This is a genomic window from Streptomyces sp. NPDC002536, assembly GCF_053594995.1.
This window is the reverse complement of record NZ_JBSFWU010000011.1, coordinates 21,992-38,844: the sequence shown is the minus strand read 5'-3', so window position 1 is coordinate 38,844 and position 16,853 is coordinate 21,992. Positions and strand designations below refer to the sequence as shown.

Annotated in this window: 22 protein-coding genes; 14 read left to right on the top strand and 8 right to left on the bottom strand. The window is 71.6% G+C overall.

Translation table 11 applies throughout. From position 1 onward, the window contains the following. The first annotated feature begins 54 nt into the window (after positions 1-54). The 3 genes from ACWD4B_RS06530 to ACWD4B_RS06520 all read left to right on the top strand — a co-directional run bounded on the left by ACWD4B_RS06530 (position 55) and on the right by ACWD4B_RS06520 (position 1,352). On the top strand, positions 55-378 hold the full coding sequence (locus tag ACWD4B_RS06530; RefSeq protein ID WP_451419721.1) for a nuclear transport factor 2 family protein: 324 nt from the start codon (positions 55-57) through the stop codon (positions 376-378). Positions 379-766: 388 nt separating this feature from the next. Beyond that, the gene (locus ACWD4B_RS06525; RefSeq protein ID WP_451419720.1) at positions 767-976 is read left to right on the top strand and encodes a helix-turn-helix transcriptional regulator; all 210 of its coding nucleotides are present in this window, start codon (positions 767-769) and stop codon (positions 974-976) included. Then, positions 969-1,352, top strand: a complete 384-nt coding sequence (locus tag ACWD4B_RS06520; RefSeq protein WP_451419719.1) for a hypothetical protein — start codon at positions 969-971, stop codon at positions 1,350-1,352. The genes ACWD4B_RS06525 and ACWD4B_RS06520 overlap by 8 nt, the downstream gene beginning before the upstream one ends. A 33-nt stretch (positions 1,353-1,385) precedes the next feature. Here ACWD4B_RS06520 and ACWD4B_RS06515 read toward each other — a convergent pair whose 3' ends face one another. After that, positions 1,386-2,246 (bottom strand): aminoglycoside 6-adenylyltransferase, encoded by an 861-nt coding sequence (locus ACWD4B_RS06515; protein ID WP_451419780.1) that lies wholly within the window; start codon positions 2,244-2,246, stop codon positions 1,386-1,388. Positions 2,247-2,368: 122 nt separating this feature from the next. Then, a complete protein-coding gene (locus ACWD4B_RS06510) occupies positions 2,369-2,716 on the bottom strand; it encodes a hypothetical protein (protein WP_451419718.1) in 348 nt (115 codons plus the stop codon). A gap of 334 nt (positions 2,717-3,050) precedes the next feature. Between ACWD4B_RS06510 and ACWD4B_RS06505 the strand changes: the two genes are divergently transcribed. After that, complete coding sequence (locus ACWD4B_RS06505; RefSeq protein WP_451419717.1) at positions 3,051-3,440, top strand: VOC family protein; 390 nt, start codon at positions 3,051-3,053, stop codon at positions 3,438-3,440. A gap of 59 nt (positions 3,441-3,499) precedes the next feature. Here ACWD4B_RS06505 and ACWD4B_RS06500 read toward each other — a convergent pair whose 3' ends face one another. Further along, positions 3,500-3,799 (bottom strand): hypothetical protein, encoded by a 300-nt coding sequence (locus ACWD4B_RS06500; RefSeq protein WP_451419716.1) that lies wholly within the window; start codon positions 3,797-3,799, stop codon positions 3,500-3,502. Positions 3,800-4,021: 222 nt separating this feature from the next. Between ACWD4B_RS06500 and ACWD4B_RS06495 the strand changes: the two genes are divergently transcribed. Both ACWD4B_RS06495 and ACWD4B_RS06490 read left to right on the top strand, forming a co-directional pair. After that, entirely contained in the window at positions 4,022-4,618 is a 597-nt protein-coding gene (locus tag ACWD4B_RS06495; protein WP_451419715.1) for a TetR/AcrR family transcriptional regulator, read from the top strand. A 94-nt stretch (positions 4,619-4,712) separates the two neighbouring features. Beyond that, positions 4,713-5,873: an MFS transporter gene (locus ACWD4B_RS06490; RefSeq protein WP_451419714.1), complete on the top strand. Its 1,161-nt coding sequence runs from the start codon at positions 4,713-4,715 to the stop codon at positions 5,871-5,873. A gap of 19 nt (positions 5,874-5,892) precedes the next feature. Here the strand turns inward: ACWD4B_RS06490 and ACWD4B_RS06485 are convergent, their stop codons facing one another. Next, a complete protein-coding gene (locus ACWD4B_RS06485) occupies positions 5,893-6,180 on the bottom strand; it encodes an SHOCT domain-containing protein (protein ID WP_451419713.1) in 288 nt (95 codons plus the stop codon). 124 nt (positions 6,181-6,304) lie between these two features. Further along, positions 6,305-6,862, bottom strand: coding sequence for a GlcG/HbpS family heme-binding protein (locus ACWD4B_RS06480; protein ID WP_451419712.1), 558 nt, complete (start codon positions 6,860-6,862; stop codon positions 6,305-6,307). A 155-nt stretch (positions 6,863-7,017) separates the two neighbouring features. Here ACWD4B_RS06480 and ACWD4B_RS06475 point away from each other — a divergent pair, with 155 nt between their 5' ends. Together ACWD4B_RS06475 and ACWD4B_RS06470 are read left to right on the top strand one after the other, a co-directional pair. After that, positions 7,018-8,295: a sensor histidine kinase gene (locus ACWD4B_RS06475; RefSeq protein WP_451419711.1), complete on the top strand. Its 1,278-nt coding sequence runs from the start codon at positions 7,018-7,020 to the stop codon at positions 8,293-8,295. Further along, positions 8,292-8,921 (top strand): response regulator, encoded by a 630-nt coding sequence (locus tag ACWD4B_RS06470; RefSeq protein WP_451419710.1) that lies wholly within the window; start codon positions 8,292-8,294, stop codon positions 8,919-8,921. Before ACWD4B_RS06475 ends, ACWD4B_RS06470 begins: the two co-directional genes overlap by 4 nt. Positions 8,922-8,942: 21 nt before the next feature. Here the strand turns inward: ACWD4B_RS06470 and ACWD4B_RS06465 are convergent, their stop codons facing one another. Then, positions 8,943-9,503: a CGNR zinc finger domain-containing protein gene (locus ACWD4B_RS06465; protein ID WP_451419709.1), complete on the bottom strand. Its 561-nt coding sequence runs from the start codon at positions 9,501-9,503 to the stop codon at positions 8,943-8,945. Between the two features lie 148 nt (positions 9,504-9,651). Between ACWD4B_RS06465 and ACWD4B_RS06460 the strand changes: the two genes are divergently transcribed. Together ACWD4B_RS06460 and ACWD4B_RS06455 are read left to right on the top strand one after the other, a co-directional pair. Next, complete coding sequence (locus ACWD4B_RS06460) at positions 9,652-10,317, top strand: maltokinase N-terminal cap-like domain-containing protein (RefSeq protein ID WP_451419708.1); 666 nt, start codon at positions 9,652-9,654, stop codon at positions 10,315-10,317. Positions 10,318-10,416: 99 nt separating this feature from the next. Next, positions 10,417-10,896: an SRPBCC family protein gene (locus tag ACWD4B_RS06455; RefSeq protein WP_451419707.1), complete on the top strand. Its 480-nt coding sequence runs from the start codon at positions 10,417-10,419 to the stop codon at positions 10,894-10,896. Here the strand turns inward: ACWD4B_RS06455 and ACWD4B_RS06450 are convergent. Further along, a complete protein-coding gene (locus tag ACWD4B_RS06450) occupies positions 10,877-11,443 on the bottom strand; it encodes a rhodanese-like domain-containing protein (RefSeq protein WP_451419706.1) in 567 nt (188 codons plus the stop codon). The two genes, ACWD4B_RS06455 and ACWD4B_RS06450, sit on opposite strands and share 20 nt — an antisense overlap. Before the next feature lie 318 nt (positions 11,444-11,761). Here ACWD4B_RS06450 and ACWD4B_RS06445 point away from each other — a divergent pair, with 318 nt between their 5' ends. Then, positions 11,762-13,255, top strand: coding sequence for an alkaline phosphatase family protein (locus ACWD4B_RS06445; RefSeq protein ID WP_451419705.1), 1,494 nt, complete (start codon positions 11,762-11,764; stop codon positions 13,253-13,255). Continuing rightward, entirely contained in the window at positions 13,252-13,887 is a 636-nt protein-coding gene (locus tag ACWD4B_RS06440; protein WP_451419704.1) for a hypothetical protein, read from the top strand. Before ACWD4B_RS06445 ends, ACWD4B_RS06440 begins: the two co-directional genes overlap by 4 nt. A 16-nt stretch (positions 13,888-13,903) precedes the next feature. Here the strand turns inward: ACWD4B_RS06440 and ACWD4B_RS06435 are convergent, their stop codons facing one another. Further along, positions 13,904-14,392 (bottom strand): universal stress protein, encoded by a 489-nt coding sequence (locus ACWD4B_RS06435; RefSeq protein ID WP_451419703.1) that lies wholly within the window; start codon positions 14,390-14,392, stop codon positions 13,904-13,906. Between the two features lie 369 nt (positions 14,393-14,761). Here ACWD4B_RS06435 and ACWD4B_RS06430 point away from each other — a divergent pair, with 369 nt between their 5' ends. Both ACWD4B_RS06430 and ACWD4B_RS06425 read left to right on the top strand, forming a co-directional pair. Continuing rightward, a complete protein-coding gene (locus ACWD4B_RS06430) occupies positions 14,762-15,526 on the top strand; it encodes a hypothetical protein (RefSeq protein ID WP_451419702.1) in 765 nt (254 codons plus the stop codon). Positions 15,527-15,699: 173 nt separating this feature from the next. Continuing rightward, on the top strand, positions 15,700-16,830 hold the full coding sequence (locus ACWD4B_RS06425; RefSeq protein WP_451419701.1) for a PP2C family protein-serine/threonine phosphatase: 1,131 nt from the start codon (positions 15,700-15,702) through the stop codon (positions 16,828-16,830). Positions 16,831-16,853 lie beyond the last annotated feature (23 nt).

The following is a 16,853-nucleotide window of genomic DNA, read 5'->3' as shown; positions in this document are numbered from 1 at the left end:
CCGCGTGCGGTGTGCTGGTGCGGGAGCGAGCACCCCGTACCCCCTGGAGGCACCGTGAGCATCGCCCTCGACAAGCTGACCGAACCGGCTGTACGAGCCTTCGTCGCCGCCGTCAACGCAGGCGACCGCGAGGCCTTCGCGGCGGCCCTCACGCCCGGGGCCACCATGTCCGACGACGGCAGCGATCGCGACGTCGACGACTGGACCGAGAAGGAGATCTTCTCCTCCGCCGGACACATGGACATCGTGTCGCAGACCGGTGACGGGCTCGGGTTGGTCGTCAACTACCGCAATGACACGTGGGGGGAGATGCGCACCGCCTGGCACTTCACGGTGGACGGCGGGAAGGTCGGCCGGTTCGAGACCGGGCAGGCGTGAGTGCCGCGGGCCGAGCGCTCCGCGGGAAGTGCGGTGTGTCAACTGCGGGCTCGTTGTGGCTTGTCGCGCAGTTCCCCGCGCCCCTTTGGGGCGCGATCACGCACCGGACTTCGCCAAGCCCGCTCAGACGATCACCAGTGTCGTCGGGGAGCGTCGTCTGCGCCCCGGGTGAACTCACCGACCGCCCCTCGTACTTCCCCTTGATCACGGTGCCGTCGGCCGGCGAGACGACCCTAAGCCGGGTCGGACGGCAGCACGTACCGACCGCACGGCGCGCGGTACGGCACGCGCGCCTCGGCAAGTGGGCCTCGGAAGGGGCCGGTTCAGTCGAGCCGAGCACTGTAAAGCTCGCTTGACACCGAGCAAGGGTGTCAAGCACCCTTTACATGTGCGGAACAGGGTCAGAGAACTGCGGTCGTTGCGTGGACTTTCCCAGGGCGGGCTGGGTGAGGCCCTGGGGGTCTCGCGGCAGACGATCAACGCCATCGAGACCGAGCGGTACACGCCTTCCCTGCCGCTCGCCTTGTCCATGGCCAAGTACTTCGACGTCAGCGTGGAGGAGATGTTCTATGTCGACGAGGGTCCAGCAGATGAATGACATATCGATGAGGCGGGCCGTGCCGGCCTTCTTCCTCGGTGTCGGGGCCGTCTGCCTGGTCGCGGCGACGGTCGGTGGCCACCTCGGCATCGGCCTGGTGATGATCGGGGTCATGGCGCTCTGCAGCCTCGCCGTGATCCTGCTGGGGCGCCGGAGCGAGACCTACCGGGGCATCACCGAGGAGCCCGACGAACGGTTCGCCCTGATCGGGCAGCGCGCCTGGGCCGGCACGGGCGTGATCCTGACCCTGGGGAACCTCGGCGCCTTCGTCGGCGACCTGGCAAGTGGAGGGAGCGGCGGCCCCTACGCCTGGATGGTCGGGGTCGGTGCCGTCGCGTACATCGCGTTCGTCGCCCTCGGGCGCCGGTACTCCTGAGGATCCGCCCCCCCGCGTGTCGTCGAACCGGCCTCAGAGCGGGGGCAGTTCGTCGAGTGCGGGCCGGATGGCCCGCTCGGCCTTCTCCGGGTACGGGAAGCCGTGGGCCCCGGCCACTTCCGCGGCCAGCTCGGCGAAGAGGTCGGCGGTGGCGCGTGCGCTGCGGAGGATGTCCTCGGCGGTGAATCCGCCGAAGGTCTCCGGCAGGCGCTCCCACACTCCCGGTGCCGCCCACCGGCGCATGCGCGTGCCGCCGTACCAGACGTCGTGGCCGGCGCCGTGCCGCGTCAGGGCGTGCCACTCGATCATGGTCTGCAGCAGCTCCTTTGCGGTCCAGTCCCGGGACTTGGCCACCCACAGCTCACCACGGGCCAGGCAGCGCGGCAGGTGCGCCGTCTCGAACCAGAACTCCGCGCAGAGTTCGTGGAATTCCCGGGCATCGGGCAGCGCGGCGGCCGGAGGCGTGCCCGGGGCCGTGGGCAGCCGGGCGGCGGTCCCGTCGCGGTCGAAGAGTACTTCGTAGCCGCGCACGTGCACGTCGTCCAGCCCTGCCGTTGCCAACTCGGCCAGCCGGGACACCGGCAGGATCTGGAAGTCGGCCTTCACGCCGTCCTCGAAGAACACCAGCCGCGCCGGGTTGTCCCACGGCCCGTCCAGCCCGACCGAGACCAGCACCGGGCCGATGGCGCCGACCCATTCCTCCGATTCCGCGTACTGCTCCGGGTCGGTCGTGTACAGCTCGATGTCGTGGTCGGAGACGGCGTCGGCCGTGCCGTCGCGCCGGGCCCGCGAGCCCGTACGCAGCACGGCACGGATGTCGGGCCGGGGCCGTGCCCACTCCAGCACCCGTATGACGAACTCTTCTTCGGCCTCTTCACCGGCTGCGGAACGCATCACCCCACGACCCTACGTGACCCGCCACCGACGTCGGCGCGGTGATGCGGGCGAGCAGGCCGCCGCCGTGGCGGTCCGGAGGGAACTCCGGCACGCCACGGCCCTGTGTCCCCGTATAGGGATCAGGTGTTGGTGCCGGTGGCCCAGACCGGCCGGCCGTCCCGGTTGTAGATCACCAGGTTGTGGTCGTCCTGCAGGGCCAGGACGGAGCCGCGGTTGTCCTCCGACCCGGTCCCCGACTCCCAGACGACGTTCTGGTCCTCGTCGAAGACGATGAGGTTGCCGTCGTACGCGAAGAGGGCCTCACGCCCGTTCGGGTAGACGTTCTCGGCCTGCCACGTCGGTTTGTCCTCCTGGTAGAGGACGAAGTTCCCGTCCTCCTGCAGGCGCAGGGACGAGTCGCCCCTTCCGTTGGTCAGCGCCTGGTTCTGCACGATCCTGGTACCGGCCGGGAACTTGGCATCAGCCATACTCGTGCCCTCCTCGGTGTGGATGCGGGGCTCCTTTCCCCCGGAGCGCCCCACACGCTACCGACGTGCCCGCAGTGGCATCAGGGCGTAAAGCGCGTGTCCGGAATGCCACGGGTGGCGCGGCCTGCGCCCCGTTTGCGCGCTCCAGTGCCACCCTTCATATCCGGTCAGAGGTACGGCTGTTGTGCCTGGCGCACCTTGTGGGTGACCTCCCGTACGTACGCCCCGGCCAATCCGGGGCGGGCCGGGGCGGTGGACGTGGCGCGGTGTGGACCCTGGCCGGTGTTCCGCTACCCTCGCGCTCAGAACAGATGTTCGACTGAAGGGTTGTCAAATGTTCCTCGGTTTGCGGACAGTGATCTATCCGGCTCCGGACCTCGATGCCGCCAAGGCCTGGTGGACCTCCGTGCTCGGTGTCGAGCCCTATTTCGACGAGCCGTTCTACGTCGGCTTCACCGTCGGCGGATACGAGCTGGCGCTCGACCCGAACGCCGACCCCTCGGCAGGGCCGGTGACGTACTGGGGTGTCCCGGATGCCGACAAGGCGCTGGAGAGGCTCGTCGCCGCCGGTGCGACGGTGCGTCAGGAGGTCCGCGAGGTCGGCGGCGCGATCCGCGTCGCGACCGTGGCCGACCCCTCCGGTTCCGTCGTCGGGCTGATCGAGAACCCCCACTTCGCGCTCCCCGGCACGCCGCCCGCGGTCGGCGAAGGGCCGGGCCGGTAGCCGGGCGCGCGCCCGGACCGGGGAGGGGCGTACGGGCCGCCCCGCCCCGGCCGTCGGGCTCAGCGGAGGACGACGTTGTGGGCGGGCGAGACGTCCGGCTGGAGGTCCGCGTAGCCCAGGTCGGCGATGATGGGTCCGAGGATCTTGGCGAAGGCCTCGAACGACTCGGGGGACTCCCACACGTCGGTGACCCGCCAACAGCCCCCGACGGAACCGGCGATGTGGGCGATCAGTCCGGGCACGGGCAGGTCGGCCGGCGAGGCGAAGCCCCGGCCTTCGGTGACGCGGTCGATGCAGGTGTCGTACAACTCCCGGGCGGCAGGCGTGTCTTCCATGTCGAAGGTGACGATGATGGCCATGGTCGGGTGCTCCTGTCCGTTCTCCACCGGGTTCGGCGGACGCCGCCTCACGGTCTCCCCGGCCCGACTGCGGCGGCAATGGCGTGCGGGGAGGCTCGTCGGAGCGCCGGGAGCTGAAGCGCGTGCAAGTGCTCGCCGTGCAGGCCCCTCACGCCCCTCGGGCCGGAGCCTGCCGGATATTGTTTTGGTCCATGCGTTCCATAACGTGCTACGGTGACGATCATGGGTCGACCGCGACAGTTCGATGAGCAGCAGGCGGTGGCGGCGGCGTGCGGCGCCTTCTGGGCGAAGGGGTACGAGGCCACTTCCACGCAGGACCTCTGCGAGGCCACCGGCCTCGGCCGGAGCAGCATCTACAACACCTTCACCTCGAAGGACCACCTCTTCCGGCGCGCCCTGGCGCACTACGCCGACACCATGACGGCACGTCAGCTCGCCCTGCTCGGCGAGGAGGGGCGCAGTGCCGTGGAGCGGATCCGCGCCCTGTTCGAGGTGGTCGTCGACGGGGAGATGGAGAACCGCCGCCTGGGCCACGGCTCCGGCTGCTTCACCGTGAACACCGTCACCGGTCCGGCCGCGGACGATCCCGGCGTCGCGGAGATCCTGACCAAGGATCTGGAGCGGCGTCTCGGTGCGTTCCGTGCCGTGATCGAGGAGGGGAAGCGGGACGGATCCGTCCGTTCGCCGCGCGACCCCGCCGGACTGGCCTGGTACCTGAGCTCGGTGATCGCCGGGATGAGGGTCGCCGCCCAGTCCGGTGCCGACCGCGCCGCGCTGGAGCAGATCGCCGCTGCCGGGATCGACGTACTCGGTCGCTGACGTTCGCCCGCCGTCTGCCCGTACTCGCTGCGGGCCGGCTTTTTCACATCCGTTTTTTGGTCTGATCAGTACAGAATCAAGGGGGGTCTTTCGCATGCCCAAGTCCGTCCATCTCATGGCGCTCGGCATCTTCGCCATGGTCACCAGCGAGTTCCTGGTCGGCGGCCTCATGCCGCAGATCGCCGACGACCTTCACGTCGGCATCGCCCAAGTCGGCTACCTCATCACGGCGTTCGCCCTCGCCATGGCCCTCGGCGGGCCCTTCGCCACGGTCGCCGTCCTCAGACTCCGGCCCAAGACCGCGCTGATGACGCTCTTCGCCGTCTTCCTCGCCGGCAACGTCCTGGCTGCCGCCGCCACCGGTTACGGCGTCATGCTCGCCGCCCGCGTCGTCACCGGCACGGCCTCCGCGGCGTTCTTCGGCGTCTCGCTCTCCGTCGTCGCCCAGATCACCTCGCCGGAGGTGCGCGGCCGCGCCATCGGCGTCGCCATGCAGGGCCTCATGGTCGGCACCCTCCTCGGGCTGCCCCTCTCCACGCTCGTCGGCCAGCAGTGGGGCTGGCGCGCGGGGTTCGTCGCCGTCGGCGCCATCACCGTCGTCGCCGCCGTCGCCACGGCCGTCGCCGTGCCGTCCCTCGAACACGCCGACGGGGCAGGCGACTTCCGCGACGAGCTCGCCGTCTTCCGCAACGGCAGGCTCTGGCTCGTCCTGTGCACCTCGATGCTGGTCATCGGCGCCACCTTCGCCGCGTTCTCCTACTTCACGCCGATCCTGACCGAGGTCACCGGCTTCTCCCGCGGCACCGTCCCGCTGCTCCTCCTCGGCTACGGCGCTGCAACGGTCGTCGGCAACACGGTCGTTGCCCGTTTCGCGGACTCCCACACCATCCGGGTGCTCGTGACGGGACTCGCCCTCAACGCGGTGTTCCTGACGGCGTTCGCACTGCTCGCGGACCTCAAGGCGCCCGCCGTCGCCGCCATGACGGGCATCGGGCTCGTCGGGGTCACCCTCAACCCGGCGATGATCAGCCGGGTGCAGCGCACGGCGAATGCGCGCCCGCTGGTCAACACCGTCCACTCGTCCTTCATCACGCTCGGCGTGGTGATCGGCTCAGGACTCGGCGGTGCCGCCACCGACAGCTACGGGCTCCGGGCACCGCTGTGGCTGGGCGCGGGCACAGCGGTGCTCGGGTTGCTCACGCTGATACCGGACGTGGTGCGGGTGGCGCGGGTGCGGGTGCCGAAGGCCGCTTGAGCAGGGGCACCCCGGCGGGTCAGGGCGGTGGAGCGGGTCCGCCGGGGGACTTGAGCACGGAGAGGCGGCGCCGGTACTCCTCGTCGTCGATCTCGCCACGGGCGAAGCGCTCGGCGAGGATCTGCTCGGGCGTGGGAGTGGGCGTGGGTGCCGTGGACGCGGTCGGCCGGGTGTGCTCGCGGGGGCGGCCGAAGGCGCGGAAGAGCAGCACGAGGGCAGCGATGACCACTGCCCAGAAGAGGATCATGCTGATCGACATGGCGGCCAGCCCCCAGCCGCCGACGTGGTGGCCGTACCAGGACATCATTGCGCGTCACCTCCATACCTCCATGCGGAGCGTTTCGACGTCCTGTTGCCACTGTGCCTCGGGAACGGCCGCACTGCAGGGGCCACCGGGCCGGTCCGGCCCGGTGGCCTTCGGGGCGAGGGCGTCAGCCGTTCAGCGCGGCGACGCCGGCCTGGGCGAACTTCTCGTCGAGGTCGCCGCTGGGTGCGCCGGCCACGCCGACGGCCGCGACCGGGGCGCCCTTGGCCTGGACCGGGGCGCCGCCCGGCAGGAAGAGGGTGCCGGGGATGTCCTTGAGGTTCGGGGTCTGGGAGAGGCGGCCCATCAGAGCCGAGGTCGGTGCGTTCCAGGAGACGGCGGTGAAGGCCTTCTTCTCGGCGGACTCGTACGACTGCGGGCCCGCACCGTCGCCGCGCAGGGTGACGAGGGTGTTGCCGTTGCGGTCGACGACGGCCACGGAGACCTTCTGGCCCTCCTTCGCCGCGGCGTCGAGGGCGGCCTGCGCGGCCTTGGTGGCGGCGGCGATCGTGAGGTGGGTGGACTGGGCGAGGTTCCGGTCGGACGCGTCGGCCTTGACCGTCGACTTGGCCGCGGCCGCCGGGGCGGCGGCGCTCGCGGCGGCGGCGCCGACGGCTCCGGCCGCGAGGACGGCGGCGGCGGTGGTGGCGATCTTCGCGGTGCTGAACTTCTTGGTGTCGGTCATGATCCGATCCTCCGGCCGGTTCCCCTCGCGGGGCCTCGGCCTGCGGGCTGCTCGTGCCGTGCCCGACGGCCGACACCTCTGTCAACCGATCGGTTGATGCGAGGATGGCCGCACCGACCGAGGATGGGTGCGTATGCGCAGGTGAGGAGAGTGCGATGCGGCAGGCAACGCCGTCGGCGGAGGAGGCCGCGGATCCGGTGCGGGCGGCGTCCGACGACCCCGACGGCACGGGCAGTCCCGGTCCCGAGCAGGCCGCGGGGTCCGGGGAGCGCCCCCTCGCGCTCGTCATGCACGCCGCGTTCTTCCTCCTGCTCGCCGCTTCGCTGGCCCGGTTCCTCGTCCGGCACCCCGGCAACCCCCACACCTCGTGGATCATCGGGCTCTCCGCCGTCCTGGCCCTGCTGTACCTGCTCGGTCCGGCGCCGCTCGCGCGGCCCGCACCGCGCCGGCTCGCTCGGCTGGGAGCCGTCGTCGCCGTCTGGATGGTGCTGGTCGTGCTCGCGCCGAGCTTCGCCTGGTGCGCGGTGCCGCTGTTCTTCACGGGCCTGCGCACCCTGCCCTCGCGCGCAGCGCTCGCCCTCGTCGCCATGCTCACCGCCTTCGTGGTCGCCGCCCAACTGAAGCTGTCGACGGGCGGTTTCGACCCGAACCTGGTCCTCGCCCCGCCCGCCGTCGCCGCCATCGCCACCGCCGTCTTCGTCCACATGCAGCGCCAGGCCGACCGGCAGCGGCAGTTGATCGACGACCTCATCCGCACCCGGCGCCACCTGGCCGCCACCGAGCGCCGCGAGGGCACGCTCGCCGAGCGGCAGCGCCTGTCCATGGAGATCCACGACACCCTCGCGCAGGGCCTGTCCAGTCAGCAGATGCTGCTCCAGGCGGCCGACCGGGTCTGGACGGCGGAGCCCGACACCGCCCACCAGCACGTCCGCACCGCCGCCTCGATCGCCGGCCGGAACCTCGCCGAGGCGCGCCGCCTCGTCCACGACCTCGCCCCCGCCGACCTCGCCGACGGCGGCAGCCTGGAGCAGGCCCTGCGCGCGCTGGCGGCCCGCGCCGCGCAGGAGTCCGGCGGGCTCGCCGTCCGCTGCATCGTCGAGGGCTCCCCGGCCTTCCCCCTGCCCGGCCGGACGGCCTCCGCGCTGCTGCGCATCGCCCAGGGCGCACTCGCCAACGTCCGCGAGCACGCCGGCGCCGGCACGGCCACGCTCACCCTCACCTTCCTCGGCGACCAGCTGGTCCTGGACATCGCCGACGACGGCCGGGGCTTCGACGTCCCGGCCGCCACCGCACCCGCCCGCGGCCCGCGGGGGCACGGGCTGCCCGCCATGCAGGCCCGTGTCCGGCAGCTCGGCGGCACCCTGACCGTCGAGTCCGCGCCCGGCGAGGGCACCGTCGTATCCGCCGCGATCCCCCTGGAACCCCCCTCATGACCAAGACCCCCGTCCGCATCCTGCTCTGCGACGACCACGCCGTCGTACGGGCCGGGCTGCTCGCCCTCCTCGGCAGCGAACCCGACATCGAGGTGGTGGGCGAGGCCGGCAGCGGTGAGGAAGCGGTGGCCGCGGCCGCGAAGCTCCGGCCCGACGTGGTGCTCATGGACCTCCAGCTCGGCCCCGGGATCGACGGGGTCGAGGCCACGCGGCGCATCGCGGCCACCGGCGTGCACGTCCTGGTCCTCACCACCTACGACACCGACGCCGACATCACGCGTGCGATCGCCGCGGGCGCCACCGGCTACCTGCTGAAGGCCGAGCGTCCCGAGGAGCTCTTCGCCGCGATCCACTCCGCCGCCCAGGGCCGCACCACCCTCTCGCCGCCCGTCGCCAGCCGCGTCATGAGCCACATGCGGGGCGCGGCCCGCCCCGCCCTGACCGCCCGCGAACTCGACATCCTCGCCCAGCTCGCCCAGGGGCTCGGCAACCGCGACATCGCCCGCGCGCTGTTCATCAGCCAGGCCACCGTGAAGACCCACCTGGGCCGGATCTACGACAAGCTCGGCGTCGACACCAGGGCGGGGGCCGTGGCGGTGGCCAAGGAGCAACGCCTGCTGCCGTGACCCGTGTTCACTGACCCGCGTTCACTCCGCGAAAGCGACGCCGGTCTTCCTGCGGGCGCGGTACGCGGCGGCCTTGAGTCTGTTGCCGCAGGACTCCATGCCGCACCACTGGCGCCGGTTGCCGCGTGAACGGTCGAGGTAGACACGGGTGCAGTCGGAGCTGCCGCATTCCCTCAGCAGGGGGACGTCCGGGCCGCTCAGCAGTTCCACCGCGTGCCGGGCGACGGTGGACAGCGCTTCCCGCTGCGTGGCCGTCGTCCAGCGGCCGGAGTGGGTCAACTGCGGTGCCGCGGGCGCCCTGCGGGCCGTGTCGTTGACCACGGCCAGCGCCTCGTCGTCGAAGTCCGCGCCGAGACGCCGGGCCGTGATCAGCTGGTAGACGGCCTCCCGTACGGTCGTCGCCCGCCCCACGTCGGCCTGCCGGGCGGGCGAGACGGAGTCGACGATTCCGGATTCCACGTACCACGCGTCCAGGCGGTCCGGTGCCACGAACATCTCGTATCGCGTCGTGCGGCGTGCCCGGAGCGTGGCCGCGAAGTCCAGGGCCGGATCGCCGCACACAAAGACGTGATCAAGGTTCACCAGGCGACTGTGGCACAGCGTGCGTCACCAGTCAAACAGGTGACGCACGCCAACTCTTCGCACGCCAGGGGTGCTTGACCGCGACCCCGTTCCGCTGTGCATGATGAAGCGTCAGCGGTACCCCTCTCGACGAAAGAGACCTCCCGGCATGGCCGTCGTGCACAGGACCACCCTCACGCCCACCAAGGACGAACTGCTCGCCTCCTGGCTGCCCACCCGGCCCTGGTACCGCCCCGGCGCCGGCGCACCGCAGCTGGAAAGGGCCGGCGGCTTCCGGCTGGACGACCCGAAGGGCGAGGTCGGCATCGAGTTCATGGCGGTGACCGACACCGCGGGCGCGGAGCCGGTCACCTACCTGGTGCCGCTCTCCTACCGCGGTGCCCCGCTGGACGGTGCCGAGGACGCCCTCGTCGGGACGATGGACCACGGCGTGCTGGGCAAGCGCTGGGCCTACGACGGCTGTCACGACCCGGTGCTCGTCGCCGAGTTGCTCGCCCTCATGGAGGGTCGTACCCAGCCGCAGGACCAGAGCATCAGCGACACCCCCGACCACGAGGTCGCCTTCGCGTACACGGGCGAGGCCCCGGTCCCGGCGGACTTCGCCACCGTCACCGAAGTCCGGGAGAGTCGGGATGCCACCGAACTCGCCTCCGCCGCGCACGGCGTGACGCTCCGGCTGAACCGCGTCCTGCGCCCCGGCCCGGGCACCCTCCCGCAGGGCGCCACCGGGCACGTCACGTCCTGGTGGCGGCTTCCCGACGGCACCACCCGGGCCCGCGGCCTGTTCGCCGTCCTGAGCGCGCCCACGGAGTGATGCACGTCACCGGCGACGGTGTCACAGTCCCGGGTCACGTGACGTCTCCACTGTGAGCCGGGCCGTCTCGGGGGCGGCGGGCACGCGAAGGGACGAGGCATGGAAACCGTGACGGTACGACGTGTCATTGCAGCACCGATCGCCGACGTGTTCGACTGGTGCGCCGTCAGCACCCACTACACCCGCACCCCGTACGTCCTCAGGGCGCGCCTGGCCCGGCCGGGCGCGGGTGCGCCCTACGGGGTGGGCGCCGTCCGGCTGCACACGTGGCTGATCGGCTGGTTCCGCGAGCGGATCACCGCCTACAACCCGCCGTACGCCTTCGATTACGTCGTCGAACGCTGCTTCCCGCCCGCCCGGCACGAGCTCGGCCGCATGACCTTCACCGCAGTCGCCGAGGGCACGCTCGTCGTCTGGACGACCACCACCGAGGTCCGTCTGCCCTTCGGCGCGGCCATCACGCGCGTGCTCGCCGGACCCGTCGTCTCCCACGTCTTCGGCAAGATCCTCGACGCCGCCGACACGGCACTCACGGGGAAGTCGGCCGGCCGTCGGCCCGTCAGCCGGCCAGGGCGGTGAGGGTGGCGTCGAGGCCGGCGGCCCGGGGCCGGTTCCAGGGGAGCCGGGCGAGGACGTGGGCCATGCCGCACGTGTCGGTGAGGGCCGAGAAGACCAGGCCGCCCGCGATCGCCGTGGACAGGAGGCGGGCCCTCGGCCGACGGCGCCCGGCGAGCAGCCCGCACAGGACGAGGGAACCGGCGGCGAGGCGGACCTGGCGCTCCATGGCCCAGACGGCGCGGGCGCCCTCGGGCCGGTCGACGTCGTAACCGCGCCCGGCCCAGGCGGCCGTGCCGCCGGTGAGGGTTGCGGCACCGACGCCGCGCGCGGCGAGGCGACTGCAGGCCCGGGCGGAACGGTCGCCGGCGGCGCAGACGACGAGGAGGCTGCCGCGCAGGGCGGCGCTCCTCAAGGCGTGCACGGCCCGGTCGAGTTGGTCGAGGGGGATGTTGTGGGCGCCCGGCAGATGGCCGGAGGCGTACTCGCCGGGGGTGCGCACGTCGATGACGGTCAGCTCATGCAGGCGGGCGCGGGCCTGCTCGGGGGTGAGGGCGGCGGTGGTGGTCACGGGTGTCCCCTTTCCTTCCCTTTTTCTTCCCTGGACGGCCCCGGGGGCAGGGTATCGGCAAGGGCTCTGCCGGAGTGGAACGGTCCTGTGGAACTGTCGCTGGTGGCCGGGGGATTGAGAGCCGAGGTCGTGCTGCCGGGGCCGGCTGCTGTCATCACGGCAATGCCCCCTCCATACCGCCGGGGCTGGACATCGGGTATCGCGGGCGGGGACCATCGGGCGGTCGTGCACGGATACAGGGACGCCGATCAGGGCAAAGTTGTCATGTAGCGTTCACGTCACGTTCACCCCGTCCGTCGGAGAGTTCGGAGCACTCACATGTCAGCTTCCCCACGCCGCCGTTGGCCGGCAGCCGGGGCGTTCAGAGCGGCTGCGGCAGCCGCCGCGGCCGCCGCGCTGGCGTTCGCCGGTCCCGCAGCGTCGCCCGCGTCCGCACACGGCTCGCACGGGAACGGTCCGAAACGGCCGGGCCATGTGTGGACGATCATCCTGGAGAACAAGTCCTACGAGGCCACGTTCACCGGCCTGAACCAGAACAGCTACCTGTGGAAGACCCTGCCCGGTTACGGGGAGTTGCTGCGGCAGTACTACGGCACCGGCCACTACAGCCTCGACAACTACATCAGCGCGGTCTCCGGCCAGTCCCCGGCCCCGGACAACATGGACGACTGCCCGCAGTACAAGGACATCACCCCGGGTACGGCGGCCGCGGACGGGCAGACCCTCGCCCCGCACGGATGCGTCTATCCGAAGCGGGTGAAGACCCTGTTCAACCAGCTCGACGACCGCCACGTCCCGTGGAAGGTCTACGCCCAGGACATGGGCAACGACGACAAGCGCGAACTGCCCTACCAGTGCGGCATTCCCGGGAACCCGGCCGGATCCGGCGTCCCCGACCCCGGCGGAGCCACGCAGAAGGACCAGTACGTGGCCAAGCACAACCCGGCCGTCTGGTTCCACTCGGTGATCGACAACCCGAAGGACTGCGCCCGCGTCGTCCCGCTGAACGGCAGGCCCGCACAGGCCGGGCACTCCGCCCTGACCGGGCTGGCACAGGACCTGAAGAAGGAGTCCACCACCCCGCGCTTCAACTGGATCACGCCCAACAACTGCTCCGACGCCCATGACGCCACGTGCAAGGGCGACAACCTCTCCGGCGACCCGAAGAACCACCAGGGCGGCCTGTACGCCGCGGACAAGTTCCTGGAGAAGGTCGTCCCGCAGATCATGTCCTCGCCGGCCTTCCAGCACGACGGCATGATCCAGATCATCTTCGACGAGGCGGTCCCGCCCTACAAGATGTACGGCGACTCCATCGGCGACTACACCGGCAACGCCGACCCCAAGCTCAACGTGCCCACCGACACCGCCCAGTCGATCGTGGCCTGCTGCAACGAACTGCCCGGGCCCAACACCGCCCAGCCGGGACACCAGCTGTACGGCCAGGACACCACGCCCGGCGGCGGCATCACGGGCTCCGTGGTCATCTCCCGCTTCGTCAAGCCCGGTTCGATCAGCGACCAGCCCTACAACCACTACAGCTGGCTGCGCAGCATGGAGGACCTCTTCGACATCCGCCACGGCGGCACCGACGGGCACGGACACCTCGGCTACGCCGCCGCCGACGGACTGCGGCCCTTCGGCGCCGACGTCTACAACAACCCCTCCGGCCGCGCCCTGCCGCCCGCACCCTCGGGCAGCATCGTCTACCCGGCCGTCGCGCGGGCCGGTGAACCGGAGCACCCGATCGTGAACCCGTCCCCGTCCCCGTCCTCATCCCAGGACCGGACCGGGAGCGCGCCGAAGCGATGAACACCCCGCGCTGCACGGCGCCGAGCCGGGCGGGCTTCGGCCTGCCCGGCCTCCGCCGCCTCACCCGCACGGCCTGCCGCCTCGCCCTGGCGGCGGCCGTCCTCACCGCCGCGGCCGGCTGCGGCGGCGGTCACGCCGCGTCCTCCCGGTCCGCCGACGACGGTTCCCGCACCGTTCAGGACCTGGGCGCCGTGCCGATCCCGCCGCCCCCGTCGGCCCAGGCCACCCCCACCGCCGACGAGAAGCACCTGCAGCTGGTCGCCGTGGGATCACCGGTCCGTGCCCAACTCCCCGAATCCACCGCGGTGGTCCGCGCGTCCGGACCCACGGAGGACCTCCCCGACCCCACCCCCGGCGGCAAGCCTCCCGAGCACGTCACCGGCACCCTCACCATCACGCTCGACCAGGCCACGGCGCCCCTCACCGTGCAGGCCGGGGACTTCACCTCCCGCGACGAGGACGGCAAGGACATCACCCTGACCCCGTCCGGGGCAACGGCCGCCACCGCGACCCCCGGCCACCCGGCCACCCTCGCGCTCAACGGCACCTTCGCGGCGGGCGCCGCCCAGTTGACCTGGCGCCACGACGGGAAGACCGTGGCCGTCTGGGACTTCAGCATCGAACTCGACTGAGGACGCGACTTACGAGTCACGTGGCCGGGGCGCCGCCCCGGTCGGGTTCGGCCTTCCCGGCGGGCGGGGCGACCAGGACCGGGCACGTGCAGTGGCGCAGGCAGTAGCGGCTCACCGAGCCCTTCAGGAGCCGGTGCAGGGCGCCGTGCGAGCCGCTGCCCACGACGAGGAGGTCGCCGTCGTCGGAGGACGCCTGCACCAGCAGGTGTGCGGGCTCGCCGAACGCGGTGACCGGGGCGCACCGGACGTCGGCGGGGAGACCGCCGAGGGCACGCTCGCAGGCGCCGATGAGCTGCCGGTATGCGGCACGGTCCAGCTCCCGGGCCGTCCGTTCGTCCGGCGGCCAGATCATGTCGACGTAGTCGCCCATGGGGGACGAGTAGGCGAGGACCGGCTGGAGCGTGGCGTGGTGGCGCAGGGCCTCTTCCGCGGCCTTCCGCAGGGCGACGAGGCTGTTGGCCGATCCGTCGACACCGACGACGACGCGGTGCACTGTGCGGTTCATCTCTCCTCCGTTTCCGCCCGCCGGCCGTATCGCGGGATGTGGATTCCTTGAATGCCACGTCCTTCGTGCGGACGGCGCGGGCCGAATTCCTTGCCTTCATCCTGCGGAATGCGCCGGACGTGGGGAATCGGCCGATCGGTCCGCCGGGTGGAGGACACGGCCGTCCACCGGCCGGTGGACGGAGCCATAGGACGCGCCTATTCCGCTGTCGATGAATTCTTCTTGACCCGGCCTGTGGATCGGGATTGTCTTTCGGTGCCGGAACGGCGAGGTCGCCGATTCCGCAATCCGTCCGTCTCGCACTCCGAAAGGTCATGGGTGATCGATGTGTGGAAATTCCGGAAGACGCAGGGCAGGAGAATCCTTCTCGTGGGGGCGGCCCTGGCCGTCTCGGCCGGTGCCACTGCGCTGCCCGCCGCAGCGGCCGACGAGCCGACCGAAAAGCAGCTCATGGCGGACTGCGCCGGCGGCGTGGGCAAATGCACCTTCAACGACCCCGAGGTGAAGAAGGCATACCTCGGCGGCTACCACCAGGTCTCCGACACCCTCTACAACTGCAGCACCTCGGATGCCACACAGGGCCTGAACTGGTCGGACTCCGTGGGGTCGACGGACTCGGCCGAGTTCTCCATCACCAGCGGCGGGAAGATCGCGGGAATCGTCGACCTGAGCGTCACCGCGAAGTACGGGCACACCTGGCAGACCGAGCACACCGACGGCGGCAGCATGGGGATGACCGTCAAACCCGGTGAAGTCGGCTGGATATCCCGGGCCCAGGTCATGCACCAGGTCTCCGGCATGTGGCAGACCCACTACGACAACCCGCACTGGGGTCACTACTACTGGTACTGGAACGACACCATCAGCAGCCCCGCGCCGAACGACACCGACGGGGTCAAGAGCGCCGTGGTCGTCAAGTCGCGTCCCATGACCGCGGACGAGAAGGCGTCCTGCGCCGCCCGCAATGCGCGCGTCTTCACCTCGACCCAGAAGGTGGAGGTTCCCCCGCCGGCGCAGCACGCCCCCGCGGCGGGCACCGGCGGATCCGTTCCGCGACCGGGCGATGACGGGACGGCACCGCCCGCGGTCGAGGACAAGAAGAGCAGGGAGGGCGGCGCGCAACCGGGCGCGTAACCGCCCGTGGAACGCCGTGGACGTCCTCCGATCGGCGCCGGGGGCAGCCGGCCGGAGGAACGCTGCCGGGACCGCACCGTCGTACCCGTGGCCGAAGCCGGCAACCGCGGGGCCCGGCCAGGCTGACATGACGCACTCTGTCGTCTCGTCTCCTCGTCTCCAAGGAGCTGCTCATGAACAGGACATGGCGTGCAGCCCGGCCGCACCACGCGCGGGCACGGCGTTCGACGGATGCGGCCCTGGCCCTGCCCTGGCTGCTGATGACCGCCATCGTGGTCGTCGACGTCCTGCTGCCGGTCTGGATGATCCTCGCCCCCGCCCTGGCGGCGGTGCCCGCCCTGGCGGCAGCCGTGGGGCGCCGCCCCGGATACCCGCTGCAGGTCGGCGCCGTCACCCTGGCCGCCAGCTTTATCAACGCCTGCCGCAACCACGACGTCCTGGCCGACACCCACTTGGCCACCCTGATCGGCATCACTTTGACCAGCTTCATCGGCTGGGCCATCGCACTCTCCCGGGCGCGCCGGCAGGCCGAACTGGCGCAGGTCCGCACAACTGCCGACGTGGCCCAAGGTGTTCTGCTGCGCCCGGTCCCCGCGCACCTCGGTCCCGTGAGCATCGCCGTCGACTACACGGCGGCGACCGCGAACGCGTGCATCGGCGGTGATCTCTACGACGTGCGCATGACCCGGTGGGGGCTGCGCGCGCTGATCGGGGACGTACGGGGCAAGGGGCTGCCGGCGGTGGCCACCGCGGCCGCCGTGCTCGGGGCCTTCCGCGAGGCGGCCCATGACGAGCGGCAGTTGACCGGCGTCGTCCACCGCATCGCGGTCGCGCTCGACCGTGATCTGCCCGCCGGGACCGAGGAGTTCGTCACGCTGGCCGTGATCGGCTTCACCGGTACGGTACGGGTCGGCGTCTCCTGCGTCGAGGTGGTCAACTGCGGACACCCCGCACCGCTCCTGCTGCGGCCCGGCCGCGCCCCGCTGGCCCTCGTGCCACCCGAGACGGTCCCGCCGCTGGGCGTGCTCCGGCCCGCGGACGTCCGTCCTCCGCTGCTGCGGCACCTCGTGCAGGAGGGAGACAGTCTGCTGCTCTACACGGACGGCATCACCGAAGCGCGTGACGCCGAGGGGGAGTTCTACCCCTTGGCCCGGCGCCTGACGGCACTGGACGCCGGTGCGGGCGAGCCCGCGGACGTTCTGCAGCGCCTGCACACCGACGTGCGGGCCTATGCCGGTCACGCCCCGGACGACGACGCGGCCGCGCTGTGTCTGCGCTACGAGGGCGGGGCCTTGTCGAGCTGAGCGGTCCTCGTACGGCACGGCCG